At 72.2% G+C, this 17,568-nt stretch carries 16 protein-coding genes and 1 tRNA gene; 9 read left to right on the top strand and 8 right to left on the bottom strand.

The genetic code is table 11. The annotated features are described in order from the left end of the window. Positions 1-64 precede the first annotated feature (64 nt). Entirely contained in the window at positions 65-364 is a 300-nt protein-coding gene (locus HF995_RS04450) for a DUF1540 domain-containing protein (RefSeq protein WP_168446554.1), read from the top strand. A gap of 108 nt (positions 365-472) precedes the next feature. Here HF995_RS04450 and HF995_RS04445 read toward each other — a convergent pair whose 3' ends face one another. Next, positions 473-1,213, bottom strand: coding sequence for a hypothetical protein (locus tag HF995_RS04445; RefSeq protein ID WP_168446553.1), 741 nt, complete (start codon positions 1,211-1,213; stop codon positions 473-475). 141 nt (positions 1,214-1,354) lie between these two features. On the opposite strand from HF995_RS04445, the gene HF995_RS04440 reads away from it, so the two are divergent. Next, on the top strand, positions 1,355-4,051 hold the full coding sequence (locus tag HF995_RS04440; RefSeq protein ID WP_168446552.1) for a sigma-70 family RNA polymerase sigma factor: 2,697 nt from the start codon (positions 1,355-1,357) through the stop codon (positions 4,049-4,051). A gap of 128 nt (positions 4,052-4,179) precedes the next feature. Here the strand turns inward: HF995_RS04440 and upp are convergent, their stop codons facing one another. After that, a complete protein-coding gene (gene upp, locus HF995_RS04435; RefSeq protein WP_168446551.1) occupies positions 4,180-4,815 on the bottom strand; it encodes a uracil phosphoribosyltransferase in 636 nt (211 codons plus the stop codon). A 102-nt stretch (positions 4,816-4,917) separates the two neighbouring features. On the opposite strand from upp, the gene HF995_RS04430 reads away from it, so the two are divergent. Continuing rightward, positions 4,918-5,352: a nucleoside deaminase gene (locus HF995_RS04430; protein ID WP_168446989.1), complete on the top strand. Its 435-nt coding sequence runs from the start codon at positions 4,918-4,920 to the stop codon at positions 5,350-5,352. A gap of 12 nt (positions 5,353-5,364) precedes the next feature. Here HF995_RS04430 and HF995_RS04425 read toward each other — a convergent pair whose 3' ends face one another. From HF995_RS04425 to HF995_RS04415, 3 genes are all read right to left on the bottom strand, one after another. Beyond that, a complete protein-coding gene (locus HF995_RS04425; RefSeq protein WP_168446550.1) occupies positions 5,365-6,102 on the bottom strand; it encodes a tyrosine-protein phosphatase in 738 nt (245 codons plus the stop codon). A 48-nt stretch (positions 6,103-6,150) separates the two neighbouring features. Continuing rightward, positions 6,151-6,987, bottom strand: a complete 837-nt coding sequence (locus tag HF995_RS04420) for an NAD-dependent protein deacetylase (RefSeq protein WP_434060842.1) — start codon at positions 6,985-6,987, stop codon at positions 6,151-6,153. A gap of 137 nt (positions 6,988-7,124) precedes the next feature. Beyond that, positions 7,125-7,802: a hemerythrin domain-containing protein gene (locus tag HF995_RS04415; protein WP_168446548.1), complete on the bottom strand. Its 678-nt coding sequence runs from the start codon at positions 7,800-7,802 to the stop codon at positions 7,125-7,127. Positions 7,803-8,042: 240 nt separating this feature from the next. Here HF995_RS04415 and HF995_RS04410 point away from each other — a divergent pair. The 5 genes from HF995_RS04410 to HF995_RS04390 all read left to right on the top strand — a co-directional run bounded on the left by HF995_RS04410 (position 8,043) and on the right by HF995_RS04390 (position 12,138). Beyond that, positions 8,043-8,132, top strand: a tRNA-Ser gene (locus tag HF995_RS04410). 195 nt (positions 8,133-8,327) lie between these two features. After that, entirely contained in the window at positions 8,328-9,437 is a 1,110-nt protein-coding gene (locus HF995_RS04405) for an SPFH domain-containing protein (protein WP_168446547.1), read from the top strand. Between the two features lie 3 nt (positions 9,438-9,440). Then, the gene (locus HF995_RS04400; protein WP_210727070.1) at positions 9,441-10,532 is read left to right on the top strand and encodes a hypothetical protein; all 1,092 of its coding nucleotides are present in this window, start codon (positions 9,441-9,443) and stop codon (positions 10,530-10,532) included. Positions 10,533-10,565: 33 nt separating this feature from the next. Next, the gene (locus tag HF995_RS04395; RefSeq protein ID WP_168446546.1) at positions 10,566-10,922 is read left to right on the top strand and encodes a hypothetical protein; all 357 of its coding nucleotides are present in this window, start codon (positions 10,566-10,568) and stop codon (positions 10,920-10,922) included. A gap of 109 nt (positions 10,923-11,031) precedes the next feature. Further along, positions 11,032-12,138, top strand: a complete 1,107-nt coding sequence (locus HF995_RS04390) for an alkene reductase (RefSeq protein WP_168446545.1) — start codon at positions 11,032-11,034, stop codon at positions 12,136-12,138. 65 nt (positions 12,139-12,203) lie between these two features. Here the strand turns inward: HF995_RS04390 and nhaA are convergent, their stop codons facing one another. Continuing rightward, on the bottom strand, positions 12,204-13,463 hold the full coding sequence (nhaA, locus tag HF995_RS04385) for a Na+/H+ antiporter NhaA (RefSeq protein WP_168446544.1): 1,260 nt from the start codon (positions 13,461-13,463) through the stop codon (positions 12,204-12,206). A 248-nt stretch (positions 13,464-13,711) separates the two neighbouring features. Between nhaA and HF995_RS04380 the strand changes: the two genes are divergently transcribed. Then, a complete protein-coding gene (locus HF995_RS04380) occupies positions 13,712-15,247 on the top strand; it encodes a peptide MFS transporter (protein ID WP_168446543.1) in 1,536 nt (511 codons plus the stop codon). A gap of 57 nt (positions 15,248-15,304) precedes the next feature. Here HF995_RS04380 and ligD read toward each other — a convergent pair whose 3' ends face one another. Beyond that, positions 15,305-16,342 carry a non-homologous end-joining DNA ligase gene (ligD, locus tag HF995_RS04375; RefSeq protein WP_168446542.1) on the bottom strand — a complete coding sequence of 346 codons (1,038 nt, stop codon included), beginning with the start codon at positions 16,340-16,342 and terminating at the stop codon, positions 15,305-15,307. Between the two features lie 58 nt (positions 16,343-16,400). Beyond that, entirely contained in the window at positions 16,401-17,471 is a 1,071-nt protein-coding gene (locus HF995_RS04370; protein ID WP_168446541.1) for an ABC transporter permease, read from the bottom strand. Positions 17,472-17,568: the final 97 nt, after the last annotated feature.

The raw sequence follows: 17,568 nt of genomic DNA, 5'->3' as shown, positions 1-17,568 counted from the left end.
TGACCCAGGCCTATCGTCAGCAAGAAGAGCCGTCAGGCGAAGCCGGACAGAGTCGGAGAGACCCATGAGCGCGATGCTGGAGATGCCTCCGGTCAGCGAGTGCACGATCGCTGGCTGTTCCTACAACCACGACGGCTGCCACGCCGGGGCCATCACGATCGCCGGGAATGCGGGCGATGCCTCGTGCGCCACGTTCATCCCGCTCGACGTCAAGGGCGGGCTCTCGCGCGTCGTCGCCGCCGTCGGGGCGTGCCAGCGCGCAGAGTGCAGCCACAACGACCACCTCGAGTGCAACGCCGAGTCCGTGCGCATCGGCGCAGGCGGGACGCACCACGCGGACTGCCTCACCTACTCGCCGGCCTGACCAGACCTCCTGCCCGCCGTACCGCGGGAGGGGCGGATCGAGGGATGCCACGGGGCCATGACGTCGACGCCATGGCCCCGTGGTGTGCCTTGCGGAAATTCCCCCGAATCAACTCCGCAAGGAGCTCAGCAACCCCGCGCACCCCGCAGGGTCGGCGGGCAGCCGCTCGACCCACAGCCGGGCTGGGGACCGCATCGATCGAGGGCCGACGACGCTCGTGAGTCCGATGATGAGCTTCCGGATGTCCTCGACCGTCGTCGGCAGCGCGTCGTCGCGCTGCGTCATGATCGCGAACAGTCCTGGGCGGAGCTGCGCTGTCGGGTGGTAGCGCCCGAGCATCCGTGCGAGCGCCGCCCCGACGAGCGCACCGACGCGGATCTGGTCGAGACGGTGGCCGCCCTCGGTCGCGACGTCGAGCACGAGCAGGCACCACGGTGCCGGGGCGGCGGTGAACGTCTCCTCGAGACGTGCGGTCAGGTACGCGGGGGTACGCAGGCCTGTGAGCGGGTCGGTCGACGACTGCGACGCCGCCGTCGCCTCCTGTGCCTCGGCCCAGCCGACGGCGACCGCCCGGGTGACGTCGAGCGGCGCGTCGAACCCGAGGGTGTCGTACAGGCAGCCGAGGTCGTCGAGCGTCTCGGCCATGTCGCTGCCACGCTCGGCGCGCGCAGCCCCGAGCCGCTGTGCGGCCGGGGTCGGGTCGACACCCGACTCGAGCGCCTCGACGAGAGCCTCCGCGGCCGGGTGCGCCCAGTCGTCGCCGTGTCGCCAGACCGTGGTGAGCGAGGCCGTGCGCCAGCCCCGCAGGACGGCGTCCTGCGGGTCGAAGGGCTCACGCGTGTGGGTCACGAGTGATGAGAGGGGTGTGCTCGCAGATCATGACGCGGCTTTCGGTGACCTTTGTGAAGGACCGTCCCGCGACTTCCTGCCTGCGGCATGGCAACATTCCTGGGGTGCGGTGTGATCACCGCAGATGGGCGGGGGAGCCACATGAGTGACGTGACGCGGGTCCCGGACGGGGTCGCGAGTGACGCCGAGCTGATCACCGCCGTGCGACAGGGCGACACGGCGGCCTTCGGCGTGCTCTACCAGCGGCACGAGGAGGCTGCGCGCAGGGTCGCGCAGCGCTACGTGCCTGCGGCAGACGCGGACGACGTCGTCGCGGGGGCCTTCGAGAAGATCCTCCAGGTGCTCCGCGGAGGCAAGGGCCCGGACGTCGCCTTCCGCGCCTACCTGTTCACCGTCGTGCGACGTCGCGCGATCGAGTCGCTCGAGAAGGCGCGGCGCACCACCGCGACCGACGACGTCGCGGTGTTCGACTCGGTGATCGGGCCCCTCGCGTCGACCGAGGAGCCGATGCTCCGCGGGTTCGAGGACCGCACGGTCGCGCGCGCGTTCGAGTCGCTGCCAGAGCGCTGGCGGACGGTGCTCTGGTATCTCGACATCGAGCAGCAGACCCCCGCCGCGGTGGCGCCCGCGCTCGGGATGTCGGCCAACGGCGTCTCTGCGCTCGCGTACCGTGCACGCGAGGGGCTGCGTCAGGCGTACCTGCAGGAGCACCTCCTGTCGCCCGCAGTGTCCGAGGACTGCCGGGTGGTCAACGACCAGCTCGGGTCGTACGCGCGCGGCGGGCTGTCGCGTCGCGAGACGACGCGTGTCGAGGCGCACCTCGACGTGTGCGCGGCGTGCCGTGCTGCGGCGCTCGAGCTCGGCGACCTCGCGCAGGGGATGCGCGCCGTCGTCGCGCCGCTCATTCTGGGCACGCTCGGTGTCGCTTCCCTGGGTCTGCTCCCGGTGGGTGGCGCTGCGCCGGCGGCGGCCGCTGCCGCAGCGGGTGCTGGCGCCGGTTCCGAGGGGATCGTCGTCGCGCGTGCGGACGCGGGCGTCGTGGCGACCGGCGGCGGACCGGGCGCTCCGCTCGCCGTCGCGGTCCCCGGTGGGGCGTCGGCGGTACCCGCGGTCGGTCTGATTTCCGCGATCGCGCAGCTTCCGGCAGCTGTGCTCGCCGCCGCGGGCGTCGTCGTCGTGGGTGGCTTGGTGGCGGCAGGCGTCGCTCTCGCGTCGGGCAGCAACCAGGTCGCGCCCGGGGTCGCGGGCCCCCTGGGCACCGAGTCGGTCGCTGAGGTGCCCACGGTCGCCCCTCCGACGGTCGTGACGCCCGACTCGCCCGTCGAGGAGACACCGACGGCGGACCCGACGAGCGTGGCGACGCCGCCCGACCTGCCGACCGGACCGGGGGAGACGCCTGCGCCGTCGACCACCCCCGACGACCCGACGGGCGACGAGCCCGACGAGGACCCGGAGCCGAGCGAGCCCGCGCCGACGGACGAGCCGTCCGGCGCGCCGACGGCGACGCCCTCCGAGAACCCGTCACGGGAACCGACGACGGCGCCGACGTCGGCCCCCACGAGCGCGCCTGCTCCGACCCCGACGCACAGCCCGACTCCCACGCCCAGCCCGACTCCCACGGCGACAGCCGCACCGGTCGCGCCGGCCGCGCTCAACCTCGCGATCTCGCAGGTCAAGGCGAGCGGCGCGTCGACCGTGACCCTCTCGGTCGCGAACACCGCGCAGCTGCCGGCGACGGAGGTCGAGGTCGAGCTCACGCTTCCTGCGGGCATGTACCTGTCGAGCACCGGAGTGATCCTCGCGGCGTCCCAGCCCGCCCAGACGCTCAGCGCCATGGTCGCGGCCGCGATCAGCCCGTCGTGGTCGTGCTCGACGACGACGAGCTCCGCAGTGTGTGCCGTTCCTGACATCCCCGCGGGTGCAGAGACGTCGACGACGTTCCAGGTGACCCTCAAGACGCCCGGCGTCTCGCGGCTCGACGTCGAGGCGCGGGTGACGACGGCGGGCGGCTCTGCGACGCGCACGGTCCCGGTCGCCGTCGAGGCCGCCGCGGCGGAGGTCCAGGCCAGGGTCCTCGAGGACTCGCTGCTCGTCGTCGACGGGGCCGGGGTCGTGAGCGTCGAGGTCACGAACGCGGGCGAGGTGGCGACGCCCGCCGTCGTGCGCGTCGAGCTCCCCGACGGTGCCGAGTGGCTGGACGGTCGGGACGGCGGGCTCGTGCCCGGCTCCGCCGAGGGGTGGCTGTGCGCGCTCTACCCGGCGACGGCGCGGACCCTCGAGTGCCGCACCGACGACCTGCCAGGTGGGCTCGCGGATCCGCAGCGCCTGGACCTGCCGGTGACGACGTCTGCAGCCGAGCTGGGCGCGGGGGTGCTCTCCTGGGGGCCGAGCATCGAGTCGCTCACGAGCGAGCCGTACCTGCTCGCCGGTCCTGTCGGGGCCGTCCTCCGCCCGGAGGCCCTGGTGCTCACGCGGATCGGGCCGTACGCGCCGACGGACGTCGGCACGCTCGGCGTCGACGTGTTCAGCAACGGGCGCGCGGCCAGCGGCGCGACGGTGGTGGTCGAGCTTCCGGACGGCGTCGTCCTCGAGGGCGTGCCGACGATCGGTGAGGAGGCGTGCCAGGTCGAGAGCAACGTCGTGACATGCGCCCTGCCAGGGTCGGCGGGGTCGGAGGCCCGGGTGTCCGTCCCGGTGAGCGGGGTCGCGGCGCAGGGCGCAGGAGTGAGCGTGGTGCCGGTGCGCGCGGAGCTCGCCACGTCGGCGGGCACCGTCGTCCTCGCTGCGGTCGACGCGACGATCGAGGTGCTGGAGGCTCCGACGGAGGTCCCCTCGTAGGTCCGGAGCCGGATCGCCCTCGGGAGCGTCGTGGAACGGGAGGAGCCCCGTGGTCGCGCAGGCGACCACGGGGCTCCGTCAGCTCGATCCTCTGCGTCAGGTGACGTGGACCGACGGTGCGTGCCGGCTCAGACGACGCCGTAGAGGCGGTCGCCCGCGTCGCCGAGGCCCGGGACGATGTAGGCGTTCTCGTCGAGGCGCTCGTCGACGGCTGCGACGACGACGGTGACGTCGGCCCGGTCGCCGATCGCCTCCTCGAGAACCTTGAGGCCCTCAGGGGCGGCGAGCAGGCAGACGGCGGTGACGTCGCGTGCGCCACGGTCGAGAAGGTAGTTGATCGACGCGACGAGCGTCCCGCCGGTGGCGAGCATCGGGTCGAGGAGGAAGCACTGGCGGCCGGAGAGGTCGTCGGGCAGCCGGTTGGCGTAGGTGATCGCCTCGAGCGTCTCCTCGTCGCGCTGCATGCCGAGGAAGCCGACCTCGGCGGTCGGGAGCAGACGCGTCATACCCTCGAGCATCCCGAGGCCTGCACGCAGGATCGGGACGACGATCGGCTGCGGGTCGGCGATCTTGGTGCCGACCGTGTCGGTGACGGGCGTCGTGATCGGCGCGTCGACCGTGCGCACGTCGCGGGTCGCCTCGTACGCGAGGAGGGTGACGAGCTCGTCGACGAGGAGGCGGAAGTTCGGCGAGGCCGTGCTCTTGTCACGCAGGACGGTGAGCTTGTGGGCGACGAGCGGGTGGTCGGCTACGTGCAGGCGCATGGGTCAACCGTACCGCTCGCGAGGTGGCCGCGGACCGTCTGGCACCCCGCCGTCGTCTGCGACCATGTCACCATGCACGACGACGGACGGTGGGACGAGGCGATGGGCCTCGCGCTCGCGGAGGCGCACCTCGCGCTCGAGACGCAGGACGTCCCGGTGGGCGCCGTCGTCGTCGACGCGACCGGGCGGGTCGTCGGTCGGGGCCACAACGAGCGGGAGGCGTCGGGGGACCCGACGGCGCACGCCGAGGTGGTCGCCCTGCGCGCGGCCGCCGAGACCCTCGGCACGTGGCGGCTGGACGGCTGCACGCTCGTCGTGACGCTCGAGCCGTGCGTCATGTGCGCGGGCGCGATCATGGCCGCGCGCGTGCCTCGGCTGGTGCTCGGGGCGTGGGACGACAAGGCGGGAGCGACGGGCTCGAAATGGGACCTCGTGCGTGACCCGCGGGCGCTGCACACCGTCGAGGTGCGTCCGGGGGTTCGGGCGGCCGAGTGCGAGGGGCTGCTGCGCGACTTCTTCGCGTCGCGCCGAGGCTGACTCGACGGAGGTTCAGCCGAGAAGGCGCTCCTCGAGGGCAGTGACCTCGTCGTCGGTCATGCCGTGCGCGCGCAGGTACGGGAGCGTGCGCTCGGACGAGCCCTGCTCGACGACGTCGAGCGCGGTCTCGATCGCGTCGGCAGGGCTGCCGACGAGCAGGTCGACGAACTCGTGCGCGCGGTCCTCGCCGAGGAACGCCGTCAGCCGGACGATCTGCGCGTCGAGCCACGGCCCGCGCAGGCGAGCCTCGGTCATCACGTAGTTCGCGACGACGTCGTCGCGGGAGACGCCGATCGCGCGCAGCGCGAGTGCGACCGTGATGCCGGTGCGGTCCTTCCCCGCGGTGCAGTGCACGAGGACGGCGCCGGGAGCCGACGTCGCGACGGTTCGCACGGCGGAGGTGAGCGTCGTCGCGCAGCCCTCGACCATGTGCCGGTAGAGCGGGGCGAGGCCGACCTCGGGCTGCACGAGCGCGTGCGCGGACGAGTCGAAGATCGGCAGGTGCGAGACCGCGAAGCCGCGCTCGCTGAACGGCGACGGGGCGAGCTGTTGCTCGCGCTCGTCCCGCAGGTCGATCACGGAGACCAGGCCGACGTCGCGCAGGGCGGCGGTCGCGGCGTCGTCGAGCGAGGAGGGCGCGTCGGAGCGCAGGAGCGCGTACGGGCGGACGGTCGTCGAGCCGACGCGGTAGCCGGCGACGTCACGCAGGTTGGCGAAGCCGGCGATCTGGTCGAGGGGCGCGGTCGTCATGGTCAGATCCTCGCAGGGACGCGCGGTCGTGCTCGGTGGGCGGGGCTGTCAGCCGGTGGTGCGCGGCGGCGTCGGCAGGAGGTGGGGCAGGAGCGCGGTGAGGGTCTCGCTCGTGCCGGCGTCGAGGCGGACGGTCGCGATGTCGTCGGCGCGCGTGGCGCCACGGTTGACGATCGCGAGCGGTGTCCCGGTGCGCACGGCGTGCCGGGCGTAGCGCAGGCCTGAGTGCACGGTGAGGGAGGAGCCGGCGACGAGGAGGACGTCGGCGTCGTCGACGATCTCGTAGCTCCGCGCGACCTTCTCGCGCGGGACGGTCTCGCCGAAGTAGACGATGTCGGGCTTGAGCATGCCGCCGCAGCGCTCGCAGTCCGCGACGACGAACGAGGCGGTCGACTCGACGACGGCGTCGGCGTCAGGCGCGATCTCGATGTCCTCGACCATGCCCTGTGCCTCGCGGAACCCCGGGTTGAGGGCGGTCAGCCGGGCGTCGAGTGATTCACGTGAAACCGTGTACCCGCAGGCCAGGCACCGGACCCGGTCGTACGAGCCGTGCAGGTCGACGAGATTCTGCGATCCCGCCCGCCGGTGCAGCGTGTCGACGTTCTGCGTCACCACACCGGAGACGGCGCCCGCGCGCTCGAGCGCGGCAAGGGCGCGGTGCCCGTCGTTGGGCCGTGTCGCCGCCATGTGCCGCCAGCCCACGTGGTTGCGCGCCCAGTAGTGCCGCCGGAACGCCGGGTCGCCCGTGAACTGCTGGTACGTCATCGGGTTGCGCGGAGCCGAGCCGGGGCCGCGGTAGTCCGGGATCCCAGAGTCCGTCGACAGCCCCGCGCCCGTGAGCACGGCCGTGCGGCGGCCGCGCACGAGCGCGACGAGCTCGGACACGTCAGGCGCGAGAGACGTGGCGCGGAGGTCGAGAACGGCAGGGGAGGTCACCCGACCACGCTACGACGACGTCGCCAGCCGCGCCGTGACGCGGGAGACGTTGTGACCGGGCTCCCACGCCACGGCGTCCGCGTGCGTCAGGCGGGCACCCCCTCCGGGTACAGCGTGCGCAGCTCGGCGAGGTACTGGCGACGCCCGACCAGCAGGTACATCAGCCGGGCGGGGAGCGGCAGGTTCGCGCGCGTCCAGGCACGGGCCTCGCCGTCGGACATCGGCGCCATCATGTGGCCGAGCTGGACGAACATCCGCTCCTTCGGGATCTTGCTGCGCCCCGCCTCGCCCAGGACGTCCCACTCCTCCTGCGTGAAGGTCGTGCGGACCCACGGGAGGATCTGCTCCTCCTCCGCACCCAGGTGCTCCTCGAGCGTGACGCGCACCCGGTCGAGCGCCTCCGCGGCGTCGTCCCGAGCGGCGGCGCTCGCGGTGCGCTCGAGCTGCGTGAGCGGATCCTCGAGCGCCGCGAGCTGGTCCGCGACGGTCGCGTGCTGCGACCGCATGAGGCCGACGTGCAGCGCGCACGCCGGAGCGCGCGCAGCAAGGTCGTCCCACAGGAGCGTGTCCTCCGTGGAGTGGTGGTCGTGCAGGCCGTGCGCGATCTCCCGCACGTGCGCGACGACGATCGCCGCCCGGTCCCTGTCGCCCGGTCGGACCTCGCGGACGAGCGGGACAGCCCGCCCCAGGAGGTGGCGGAACATCGCGTGGACGACGTTCATGTCGTCGGTGTTGCACAGGCCTACGGCCGTGGTGTTGCCCATGGTGGTGTTTCCCCTCAGGTGCGCGGCACGTCGTGCGCTCCCCCGAGCGCGTGCCGACCCGGTCACGCTAGGACCGGGTAACCGCCGCCGCGTAGTGTCTTTTGGGGTGGTTTGTCAGGGTGAGGGGCAACGACCCGGGTGACCCGTCACCCGCACCCGCGATGCCCCGCAGCCCTCCGACAGGCCCCGAACAGCGACGATTTCGACGATCGGCCCTTCGGAAGGTACGCTTCTCGGCGAGGTAGCGTGTCCGAGCGGCCTAAGGAGCACGCCTCGAAAGCGTGTGTGGGTGAAAGTCCACCGTGGGTTCAAATCCCACCGCTACCGCCACCGAAGGACCCCGACCGGCATCGCCGGACGGGGTCCTTCGTCGTTCCGGTCCGGCGTGCCCGTCCACGAAGGCCCTCGCTCCGGTCGTCAGGACGGTGCCCCCAACCACGATTGTCGGTACGGTTCTGGTGGCGCGCGATGGGCCGCCACGGTGGCACGGCAGGGTGCGCCGCCCGAGACAGACACGGAGATCACATGTCGTTCATGGAAAAGCTGCGGGGGCAGCTCGTCGACATCATCGAGTTCCTCGATGACAGCCGAGACACGATCGTGTGGCGCTTCCCCCGCCAGGGCAACGAGATCAAGAACGGCGCCAAGCTCGTCGTCCGCGAGGGCCAGGTCGCGGTCTTCGAGAACGAGGGTCAGCTCGCTGACGTCTTCGGCCCCGGCACGTACACCCTCACGACGCAGAACATCCCGATCCTCTCGAGCCTCAAGGGCTGGAAGTACGGCTTCAACTCGCCGTTCAAGGCTGAGGTGTACTTCGTCTCGACGCGCCAGTTCACCGACTTCAAGTGGGGCACGCAGAACCCCATCATGATGCGCGACCCGGAGTTCGGCGTCGTGCGTCTGCGCGGCTTCGGCTCCTACGCGCTCCAGGTGACGGACGCGTCCGCGCTGCTGCGCCAGCTCGTCGGCACCGACCCCAACTTCCGCACCGAGGAGATCGGCGAGTACTTCCGCCAGGTCGTCGTCTCGCACCTCGGCCCGGCCTTCGCCGCCGCGAACATCGCGGCCCTCGACCTCGCCGCGAGCCAGCACACCCTCGGCGCGACGCTCGCCCGCGAGCTCACCGCCGCCCTCGCCGAGTACGGCGTCACGATCCCCAAGTTCGTCATCGAGAACATCTCCCTGCCGCCCGAGGTCGAGGAGGCGCTCGACAAGCGCACCCAGATGTCGGTCCTGGGCAACCTCGACCAGTACACGAAGTTCCAGACCGCCAACGCGATCGAGGACGCCGCCAACAACCCCGGCGGCTCCGGCGAGGGCATGGGCATGGGCATGGGTCTCGCGATGGGACAGCAGATGGCCGCGTCGATGGGCGCCGCAGCCGCCGCAGCGACGACGCCCGGCACGCCCACCGCGCCGGCGACCCCGCCGCCGCTGCCCGGTGGCACGCCCTGGTACTACGCGGACGCCGCGGGTACGCAGCAGGGCCCCGTCCCCGCAGCACAGCTCGCCGGCAAGATCACCGCGGAGACGCTCGTCTGGCAGGAGGGCATGGCCGCATGGACGCCCGTGCGCTCCGTCCCGGCGCTCTCCCACCTGCTGGGCGCCACGCCCCCGCCGCTCCCGGGAGCCTGACGCATGAGCGACCAGCTGTACGACCCGACGACGGGTCCCACCCCGCAGCCTGCCCCTGCGGAGCTCATGTCCACCCGCTGCTCGAGCTGCGGCTCACAGCTCGTCTACGCACCAGGCACGGCGTACTTGCAGTGCAGGTGCCAGAGCCAGGTGCAGATCGCGGACGCCGGAAACGTCGTCGAGCAGGGATACGAGGAGTGGGCGCGCACGCACGCAGGCCAGAGCCCGGCCGCGGCGAGCGTGCTGCGCACGCTGCGCTGCGACGGCTGCGGCGCGCAGACGCAGAGCGCGAACCTCTCCGACACGTGCCAGTTCTGCGCCGGGCACCTCGTCGCCGTCGGCACGGCTGAGGGCACGGTCGCGCCGTCGGGCGTCCTGCCGTTCGCGCTTGACACCGCAGCGGCGCAGTCCGCCGTCGTGACGTGGGTGAAGTCGCGCTGGCTCGCACCCAACGCGCTCAAGCAGGTCAACGCGACCGAGTCGCTGCGCGGCACGTACGTCCCGCACTGGGCGTTCGACGCCGACACCCGCACCGACTACACGGGCGAGCGTGGCGACGAGTACTGGGAGGGCAGCGGCGACGACCGGGTCCGCAAGGTGCGGTGGCGCGACGCGCGCGGCACCACGACGCGCCGGTTCGACGACGTCCTCGTCGTCGGCACCACGACGCTCTCGGAGAAGCAGGTCGACTCCCTGACCCCCTGGGACACGGCGAAGATCGTGCCGTTCCAGCCCGGATACCTCGCGGGGTACTCGACCGTGAGCTACGACGTCGACCCCGCCGCGGGCCTCGAGAAGGCCAAGCAGCGGATGGTCGGCCCGATCCGCAAGGACGTCGAGAACGACATCGGCGGCGACGAGCAGCGGGTCCGCACGCTGCAGACCGCCTACTCGAACGTCATGTTCACGCTCCTGCTCCTGCCCGTCTGGATCATGACGTACATGTACGCGGGCAAGCAGTGGCAGGTCATGGTCAACGCGACCACCGGCGAGGTCATCGGCAAGCGGCCCTACTCGCCGGTCAAGCTGACGCTCGCGATCCTCGCGGCGCTCGCCGTCGTCATCACGGTTCTCGTGCTGTACCTGCGGAACTGATCGCAGGTCACGAATGTCGGCAAGGGGGCTCTGGTGACAGTCGGAACGTCAGCACGGCGACGCGCGGCGGCTGCGGCCGCGGTCCTCGCCATCCTCCTCGGCGCGTGCGCCGGGGACCCGGCGGAGGGCCGAGGACCGCAGCCCGACGGCGCGGTCGAGCACGACCTGTTCACGCACTGCGGTGCCAGCGCGGTGGATGTCGGCGGCGATCTCTATCTGCGCGTCGGCGGGAAGCTCGGCGACGGCAGCTCGCCGCCCGGCTGGGGCGACCCGTTCCAGAAGGGCTGGGTCGTCGTCGAGGGCTCCGTCGCGACGTTCACCGACGGAGTCGGGCACCGCGAGACGTTCACCCCCGCGCCCGCAGGGTTCGAGCCGGAACGTTGCCTGTAGCGGCCTGCGCGACCGGGCGGCCGGTGCGACTTCGTGACTCGTGTCACAGAGGCGTCCGTCCGGGCCTCGCGCCGGAATGCGCGCGGCACCCTGCCGTGTTGGCGTCTGCATGACTCTTGACGCACGCACCGATGCACCCGCCGACATCTTCTCCCCGATCACGGTCGGAGACTTCCAGCTCGCGAACCGCATCACGATGGCCCCGCTCACCCGCACGCGCGCCGACGAGCGTGGCGTCCACGGCGAGCTGGCCGTCGAGTACTACCGGCAGCGCGCGAGCGTCGGCCTGATCGTCTCCGAGGGCACGTACCCGCTGCAGGAGTCGAAGGCCTTCCCCGGCCAGCCCGGCATCGAGACCGACGAGCAGGTCGCCGCTTGGCGCGTGGTCACCGACGCCGTCCACGCCGACGGCGGGCTGATCTTCCTGCAGCTCATGCACTCCGGCCGCGTGAGCCACACCGACGTCAACGGGACGAGCCGCGTCGTCGGCCCCAGCGCGATCGCGATCGACGGCGAGGTCCGCACCCCGACCGGCAAGCAGCCGTTCCCCGTCCCGCACGCCCTGACGCTCGACGAGATCGAGACCACCAAGGCCGCCATGGTCGCCGGTGCGCGCAACGCGATCCGCGCCGGGTTCGACGGCGTCGAGATCCACTCCGCCAACGGCTACCTCCTGCACGAGTTCCTCTCGCCCGCCTCGAACGCGCGCGACGACCAGTACGGCGGCAGCCCGGAGAACCGCGCGCGGTTCGTCATCGAGGTCACGAAGGCCGTCGCCGAGGCGATCGGCGCGGGCCGCACCGGCATCCGTATCTCTCCCGAGCACAACATCCAGGGCGCGCTCGAGACCGACGCCGACGACGTCCGCGCCACGTACGGCGCGCTCCTCGACGGCATCGGCGGGCTCGGGCTCGCCTACCTGAGCGTCCTCCACCAGGACCTCGGCGGGGATCTGGTCCAGGGCCTGCGCGCGCGCTTCGACGGGGTGCTCATCGGCAACACGGGCTTCGGCGTCGTCACGACGCGCGACGTCGCGCAGGCCGCCCTCACGCACGCCGACGCCGTCGCCGTCGGACGCCCCCTCATCGCCAACCCCGACCTGGTCGCCCGCTGGGCCACGGGTGCACCGGAGAACACGCCCGACCCGGCGACGTTCTACGGGAGCACCGCCGAGGGGTACATCGACTACCCGACGCTCGTGAGCGCCTCGGCCTGACCGCGCGACCGCGTCGCGCGGGTCGGGCCTGACCCCCCGACCCGCGCGACGCCTGCCCCCGGGCGTCAGTCCCTGTCGCCCGCCTCGGCGATCGTGGGCTGCGCCGTGTCGGGGATCCCGTCGTCGTTCATGTCGGTGCCGCGCGCCCGGCGCGCGTCCCACCCCAGGAGCAGCGCCGCGGCGACCGCCGAGATCGCCGTGCCTGCCATGACCGCCGCCTTCGCGGCGGTCGTCGTCGCGTCGTCGTCGAACGACAGCTCCGTGATCAGCAGCGAGACGGTGAAGCCGATCCCGGCCAGCAGACCGACCGGCAGCAGGTCACGCAAGCCGATGCCGTCCGGAAGGCGCAGGCGGGTCACCCGCGTGACGAGGGCGGCGCTGCCCAGGACGCCCGTCACCTTGCCCAGGACGAGGCCCAGCGTCACCGCAAGGAAGACGGCGGACGCGCCAGCGCCGGTTCCGGAGCCACCGCCGAGCGTCACGCCTGCGGAGAAGAACGCGAAGATCGGCAGTGCGAGCGCCGTCGACCACGGCCGCACCGCGTGCTCGTAGCGGTGCGCCCGGTCGTCCGGCTCACCGTGGACCGGCCGAGCGGGCACCGTCAGCCCGAGGAGGACACCCGCGATCGTCGCGTGCACGCCCGACGCGTGCATGAGCGCCCACGCGGCGACCCCCAGCGGCGCGAGCAGCCACGGGTGCACGTACGGCGACCGGGCGAGCGCCCCGAACGCGGCGACGCACAGCAGCGCGAGACCGAGCGCGGCGACGGACACCGAGTCCGTGTAGAAGACGGCGATCACGATGATCGCGAGCAGGTCGTCGACGACCGCGAGCGTGAGCAGGAACGTCCGGATCGCGACCGGCAGCCCACGCCCGAACACGGCCAGCACGGCGAGCGCAAAGGCGATGTCGGTCGCCGTCGGGATCGCCCAGCCGCCCGTCGCGGCGTCGTTCCCGGAGCTGACCACCACCGCCAGGTAGACGAGCGCGGGGACGGCCATGCCGCCGACCGCAGCGATGACAGGCACCGCTGCGCGTCGCGGATCGCGGAGCGAGCCGACGATGATCTCGCGCTTGAGCTCGAGTCCCACCGTGAGGAAGAAGACCGCGAGGAGGCCGTCAGCCGCCCAGCCGGCGAGCGAGAGGTCGAGGTGCCAGGCAGCAGGGCCGACGACGGTCGACGAGAGGGCCGCGTACGAGTCGCGCCACGCAGAGTTCGCCCACACGAGAGCGATGGCGGCTGCGGCCATGAGGAGGGCGCCACCCGTCGTCTCGCGCGAGACCCACGAACGAAAACGTGAACGGGCAGGTGCGGGGGCATGCATGGGAGGGACCTCCGAGCGTCAGCGAGGATCTCACGGAGGGTCTCCGAGAGAACGCCGACCAGGCTTCCCGGCACACCAGTCACCCATTTTACGTGGTCCTGGGCGTTCGTGCCGTGGCCTGCACCATGTGAGAAGGCTGACGCTGGGACTCTTGGGACGGCTTCTTCCGCGGATCGGCGGGACAATAGAACGCTGTTTTCTCGCCGGACCACCCAGCGGCGAGCGCACCCCACGGAAGGACAACCCCCATGAGCGCGACGAGCGCTGCCGGGTCCACGCCGAGCACACCGTCGGCGCGGTCGCAGGACCACCGTTTCTTCGGGCACCCGCTCGGACTGATGACCCTCTTCGGCACAGAGCTGTGGGAGCGGTTCAGCTACTACGGGATGCGCGCCATCCTGCTGTACTTCATCACCGACACCCTCGCCAACGGTGGGCTCGGGATCGACCGCTCGACCGGCGTCGCGATCACGTCGATCTACGGGGCGTCCGTCTACCTGCTGTCCGTCGTCGGCGGATGGCTCGCCGACCGGGTGATCGGGGCTCGTCGCGCGACGCTCTACGGTGGCCTCGTCATCGCGCTCGGTCACGTCCTGCTGGCCGTCCCGGGCGGTGCGCCCACGGCGTTCGCCGGGATCATCTCCGTCGCCGTCGGCACGGGCCTGCTCAAGCCCAACGTGTCGAGCATGGTCGGTGAGCTGTACGAGCGCGGCGACGCCCGCCGCGACGGCGGCTTCTCCATCTTCTACATGGGCATCAACCTCGGGTCGTTCTTCTCGCCGATCCTCGTCGGCGCAGCTCGCAGCTGGGGCGGGTACCACGCGGGCTTCCTCGTCGCCGCGATCGGCATGGCGTTCGCCCTCGTGTTCTTCGTGCTCGGGCGCAAGGCGCTCTACGGCGCCGGCGACCACGTCGACAACCCCATCGCACGCGAGGAGCGGCCCGCGCTCGCCCGCGGTGGTGCGGCCATCCTCGGGCTGGTCGCGCTCGCGGCGCTCGCCGCGTGGGGCGTCGGGAGCTGGCGCGGGCCCGGGTCCTCCTTCGGGACCGAGGGCGTCGTCGACACGATCTCCTACCTCGCGTTCGCCGCGCCCATCGCCTACTTCATCGTGATGCTGCGCTCCCCGAAGGTCACCGCGCCGGAGCGCAAGCGCGTCCTCGCGTACATCCCGCTGTTCGTCGCGGCGATGCTCTTCTGGATGATCAACGAGCAGGCCGCGAGCTCGTTGTCCGCGTTCGCCGAGGACAAGACCGACCTGTCGTTCCTCTGGTGGACGATCGAGCCGGCGTTCTTCCAGTCGGTCAACCCGCTCATCATCATCGTGCTCGCACCCGTCTTCGCGGGAGTGTGGAGCAAGCTCGCTGAACGTGGGCCGTCGACCGCCCACAAGTTCGGCATCGGTCTGTCGCTCGCTGCCCTGTCGTTCGTGTTCCTCGCCGCGATGACGGCGCTCGCCGGCGACGCGAAGGTCAGCTCGGGCGTCCTCGTGGGGACCTACGCGATCCAGACGATCGGCGAGCTGTTCCTCTCGCCCGTCGGGCTCGCCGCGACGACGCTCCTCGCGCCCGCAGCCTTCCGCTCGCAGGCGATGGCGCTGTGGTTCCTCGCCCCCGCGGCCGGCCAGGCGATCACCGCGCAGCTCGTCTCCGCGACGGACGACCTCGCGAACAGCTACGCGACGTACTTCGGCACGATCGGCGTCGTCACCCTCGCCATCGCGGGCGTCTTCTTCCTCGTGACGCCGTGGATCACGCGGCACATCCGCGAGGGCGAAGAGGCCTGAGGCGCCCTACCTCGCGCGAGGGCGCCTACCTCGTGGCCGCGCCGAGGCGGGACGGCGTCACGGCGTGGCTCCGTCGTCGGGCTTCCGGGCGCGGCTCGGCTGCACGCGGGGCGGTTCGCCCGGCATCTTCGGGAAGTCTGGCGGGAACGGCAGCTCGCCGAGCCCGTCCGCAAGGTCGTGCTCCCACCAGGCGAGCAGCGCGTCGATCGTGCCGGGGTGCTCGGACATGCGCGCCCACGGGTCGCCGACGGTGCGCAGCCGCTCCGGCACGGTCGTGATCGTGAAGTCCTCGGGGTGCGCGCCGCCCAGCTCGTCCCACTCGAGCGGGCACGAGACCGGCGCGTGCGGGAGCGGGCGGGGACTGTACGCGCCGGCCATCGTCCGGTCGCGGTTCGCCTGGTTGTAGTCGACGAACACGCGTTCCCCGCGCTCTTCCTTCCACCACGCGGTCGTGACGGCGTCGGGCATGCGACGCTCGAGCTCGCGTGACGCCGCGATCACCGCGTGCCGCACGTCGAGGAACTCGTGGGCAGGCTCGATCGGCGCGAACACGTGCAGCCCGCGGTTGCCCGACGTCTTCACGAACGACGTCAGCCCTGCCTCGGTGAGCACCGAGCGCAGCTCGACCGCCGCACGGACGGCGTCCGCGAAGTCCGTGCCTGGCTGCGGGTCGAGGTCGATGCGAAGCTGGTCGGGGTTGTCGGGGTCGCCCGCGCGCGACGCCCACGGGTGGAACACGACCGTGTTCATCTGCACGGCCCAGACGGCGGTCGCGATCTCGTCGACGACGAGCTGCGGGTGGCTGCGCCCGCTCGGGTAGGTGACCATGACGGACCGCACGTAGCCCGGCGCGCCCCGGGGCGGGTTCTTCGAGAAGAACTGCTCGCCGTCGACCCCACCGGGGAAGCGCTGCAGGGAGAGCGGTCGGTCGCCGTTCGCGGCGAGGAACGCGTCGCCGACGTCGATCACGTACCGCGCGAGGTCGAGCTTCGTCAGGCCGGGCTCGGGCCACAGCACCCGGTCCGGGCTCGTGAGCCGCACGGTGCGGGCGCCGTCCGGGCCGGGGACGTCGAGGACGAGCGCGTCGCTGGCCATACGTCGAACCTACCGACGCCGCTCGGCGCCGCCACCCGAGCCCGGTGGCGTCACGTGATCAGGCGACCGGGGCCGTGGCGAGAGACGCCTCGAGCTCGGCGTCGAGGATCGCGAGCTCCGCCTCGTCGGCGGCCTCGGTGCGACGGGCGCCCGCGACGCAGAGCGCGACGCCGACGACGACCCAGGCGACGAGGATGACGACGGCGCCCGTCGCGCCCTTGCCGTCGAAGTAAGCCGCGGACCGCACGAGCGTGCCGGTCGAGCCGGGAGGCAGGAGCTGGCCGAACAGGCCGAGGCCGGTGGGCAGCCAGGCGCCGGAGGTGCCGATCCCGGCGAGCGGGTTGCCGAGGAACATCATGGACGCGGCCAGCGCGGTGAAGCCCTTCCCGCCGAACAGCGCCTGGAGCCCGAGGAGCGGCACGGAGATCGCGGCGATCCCGAGGCTGAGCGCGGCAGCGGGCAGGTGGATCGGACCGGTGAAGCTGCCGAACCAGAAGCGCAGGATCGACGTGACGACGAGACCGCCGACGACGGCGAAGCTGCCTGCGCTCGCGAGCTGCATGGTGAGCCGGCCGGGGAAGAGGTTCATGGCGACGACCGCGGGGACGATCCCGCCGAAGACGAGCGGGAAGGCGAGGCCGCCGATGCCGATGCCTGACGGGTCGTCAGCGGTGTAGGGGACGAGGTCCTCGACGGTCACGGTCATGCCGGCGGCGCCGGCGGCGGCCATCGTGGTCTGCGTGAGCGAGCCGGAGATGGCGGCGCTTCCCGCGGTCGCGGTCAGGAGGCGGACGGTGCCGCCCTCGACCACGTAGCCGCCGGTGACGCTGCGGTCGAGGATCCCGTCGCGCAGGGCGGCCTCGTCCGGGAAGGCCTCGGGGACGAACGCGCCCGGCGCGACGGCCTCGAGGCCGGCTCCGAGCGTGGTCGTCGCCTGGGCGTCGCCGACGGCGCCGACGGGGAGGTCGTGGGGGCCGCTCTTGAGCGCGGGCAGGACGAAGAGCATGAGCAGGACGACGACGATCGACGTCAGGGCTCCGAGCGAGCCGAGGAGCTTCGTGAGCGTGCGGGCTGGCTTCTTCGGGTGGTGCATGGTGGTTGCGGTGGTGGTGCGTGCGGAGTCGGTCACGAGGTCCTCGGTCAGTAGTGGAGGGATTTCCTCCGCTAATCTCGCGGACGTCCGCTAGCCTGTCAACCCCGGGACCGCAACCCGGCACAGACGCAGC

The sequence above is a fragment of the Sanguibacter hominis ATCC BAA-789 genome (assembly GCF_012396185.1).
Classification (GTDB): domain Bacteria; phylum Actinomycetota; class Actinomycetes; order Actinomycetales; family Cellulomonadaceae; genus Flavimobilis; species Flavimobilis hominis.
The sequence above is the reverse complement of the archived record's forward strand: the minus strand, read 5'-3'. Positions and strand labels throughout refer to the sequence as shown.

Coding starts and splice junctions, on each gene's coding strand:
- HF995_RS04450 (WP_168446554.1), top strand. CDS start 65: ATGAGCGCGATGCTGGAGATGCCTCCGGTCAGCGAGTGCACGATCGCT.
- HF995_RS04440 (WP_168446552.1), top strand. CDS start 1,355: ATGAGTGACGTGACGCGGGTCCCGGACGGGGTCGCGAGTGACGCCGAG.
- upp (WP_168446551.1), bottom strand. CDS start 4,815: ATGCGCCTGCACGTAGCCGACCACCCGCTCGTCGCCCACAAGCTCACC.
- HF995_RS04430 (WP_168446989.1), top strand. CDS start 4,918: ATGGGCCTCGCGCTCGCGGAGGCGCACCTCGCGCTCGAGACGCAGGAC.
- HF995_RS04425 (WP_168446550.1), bottom strand. CDS start 6,102: ATGACGACCGCGCCCCTCGACCAGATCGCCGGCTTCGCCAACCTGCGT.
- HF995_RS04415 (WP_168446548.1), bottom strand. CDS start 7,802: ATGGGCAACACCACGGCCGTAGGCCTGTGCAACACCGACGACATGAAC.
- HF995_RS04405 (WP_168446547.1), top strand. CDS start 8,328: ATGTCGTTCATGGAAAAGCTGCGGGGGCAGCTCGTCGACATCATCGAG.
- HF995_RS04400 (WP_210727070.1), top strand. CDS start 9,441: ATGAGCGACCAGCTGTACGACCCGACGACGGGTCCCACCCCGCAGCCT.
- HF995_RS04390 (WP_168446545.1), top strand. CDS start 11,032: ATGACTCTTGACGCACGCACCGATGCACCCGCCGACATCTTCTCCCCG.
- nhaA (WP_168446544.1), bottom strand. CDS start 13,463: ATGCATGCCCCCGCACCTGCCCGTTCACGTTTTCGTTCGTGGGTCTCG.
- HF995_RS04380 (WP_168446543.1), top strand. CDS start 13,712: ATGAGCGCGACGAGCGCTGCCGGGTCCACGCCGAGCACACCGTCGGCG.
- ligD (WP_168446542.1), bottom strand. CDS start 16,342: ATGGCCAGCGACGCGCTCGTCCTCGACGTCCCCGGCCCGGACGGCGCC.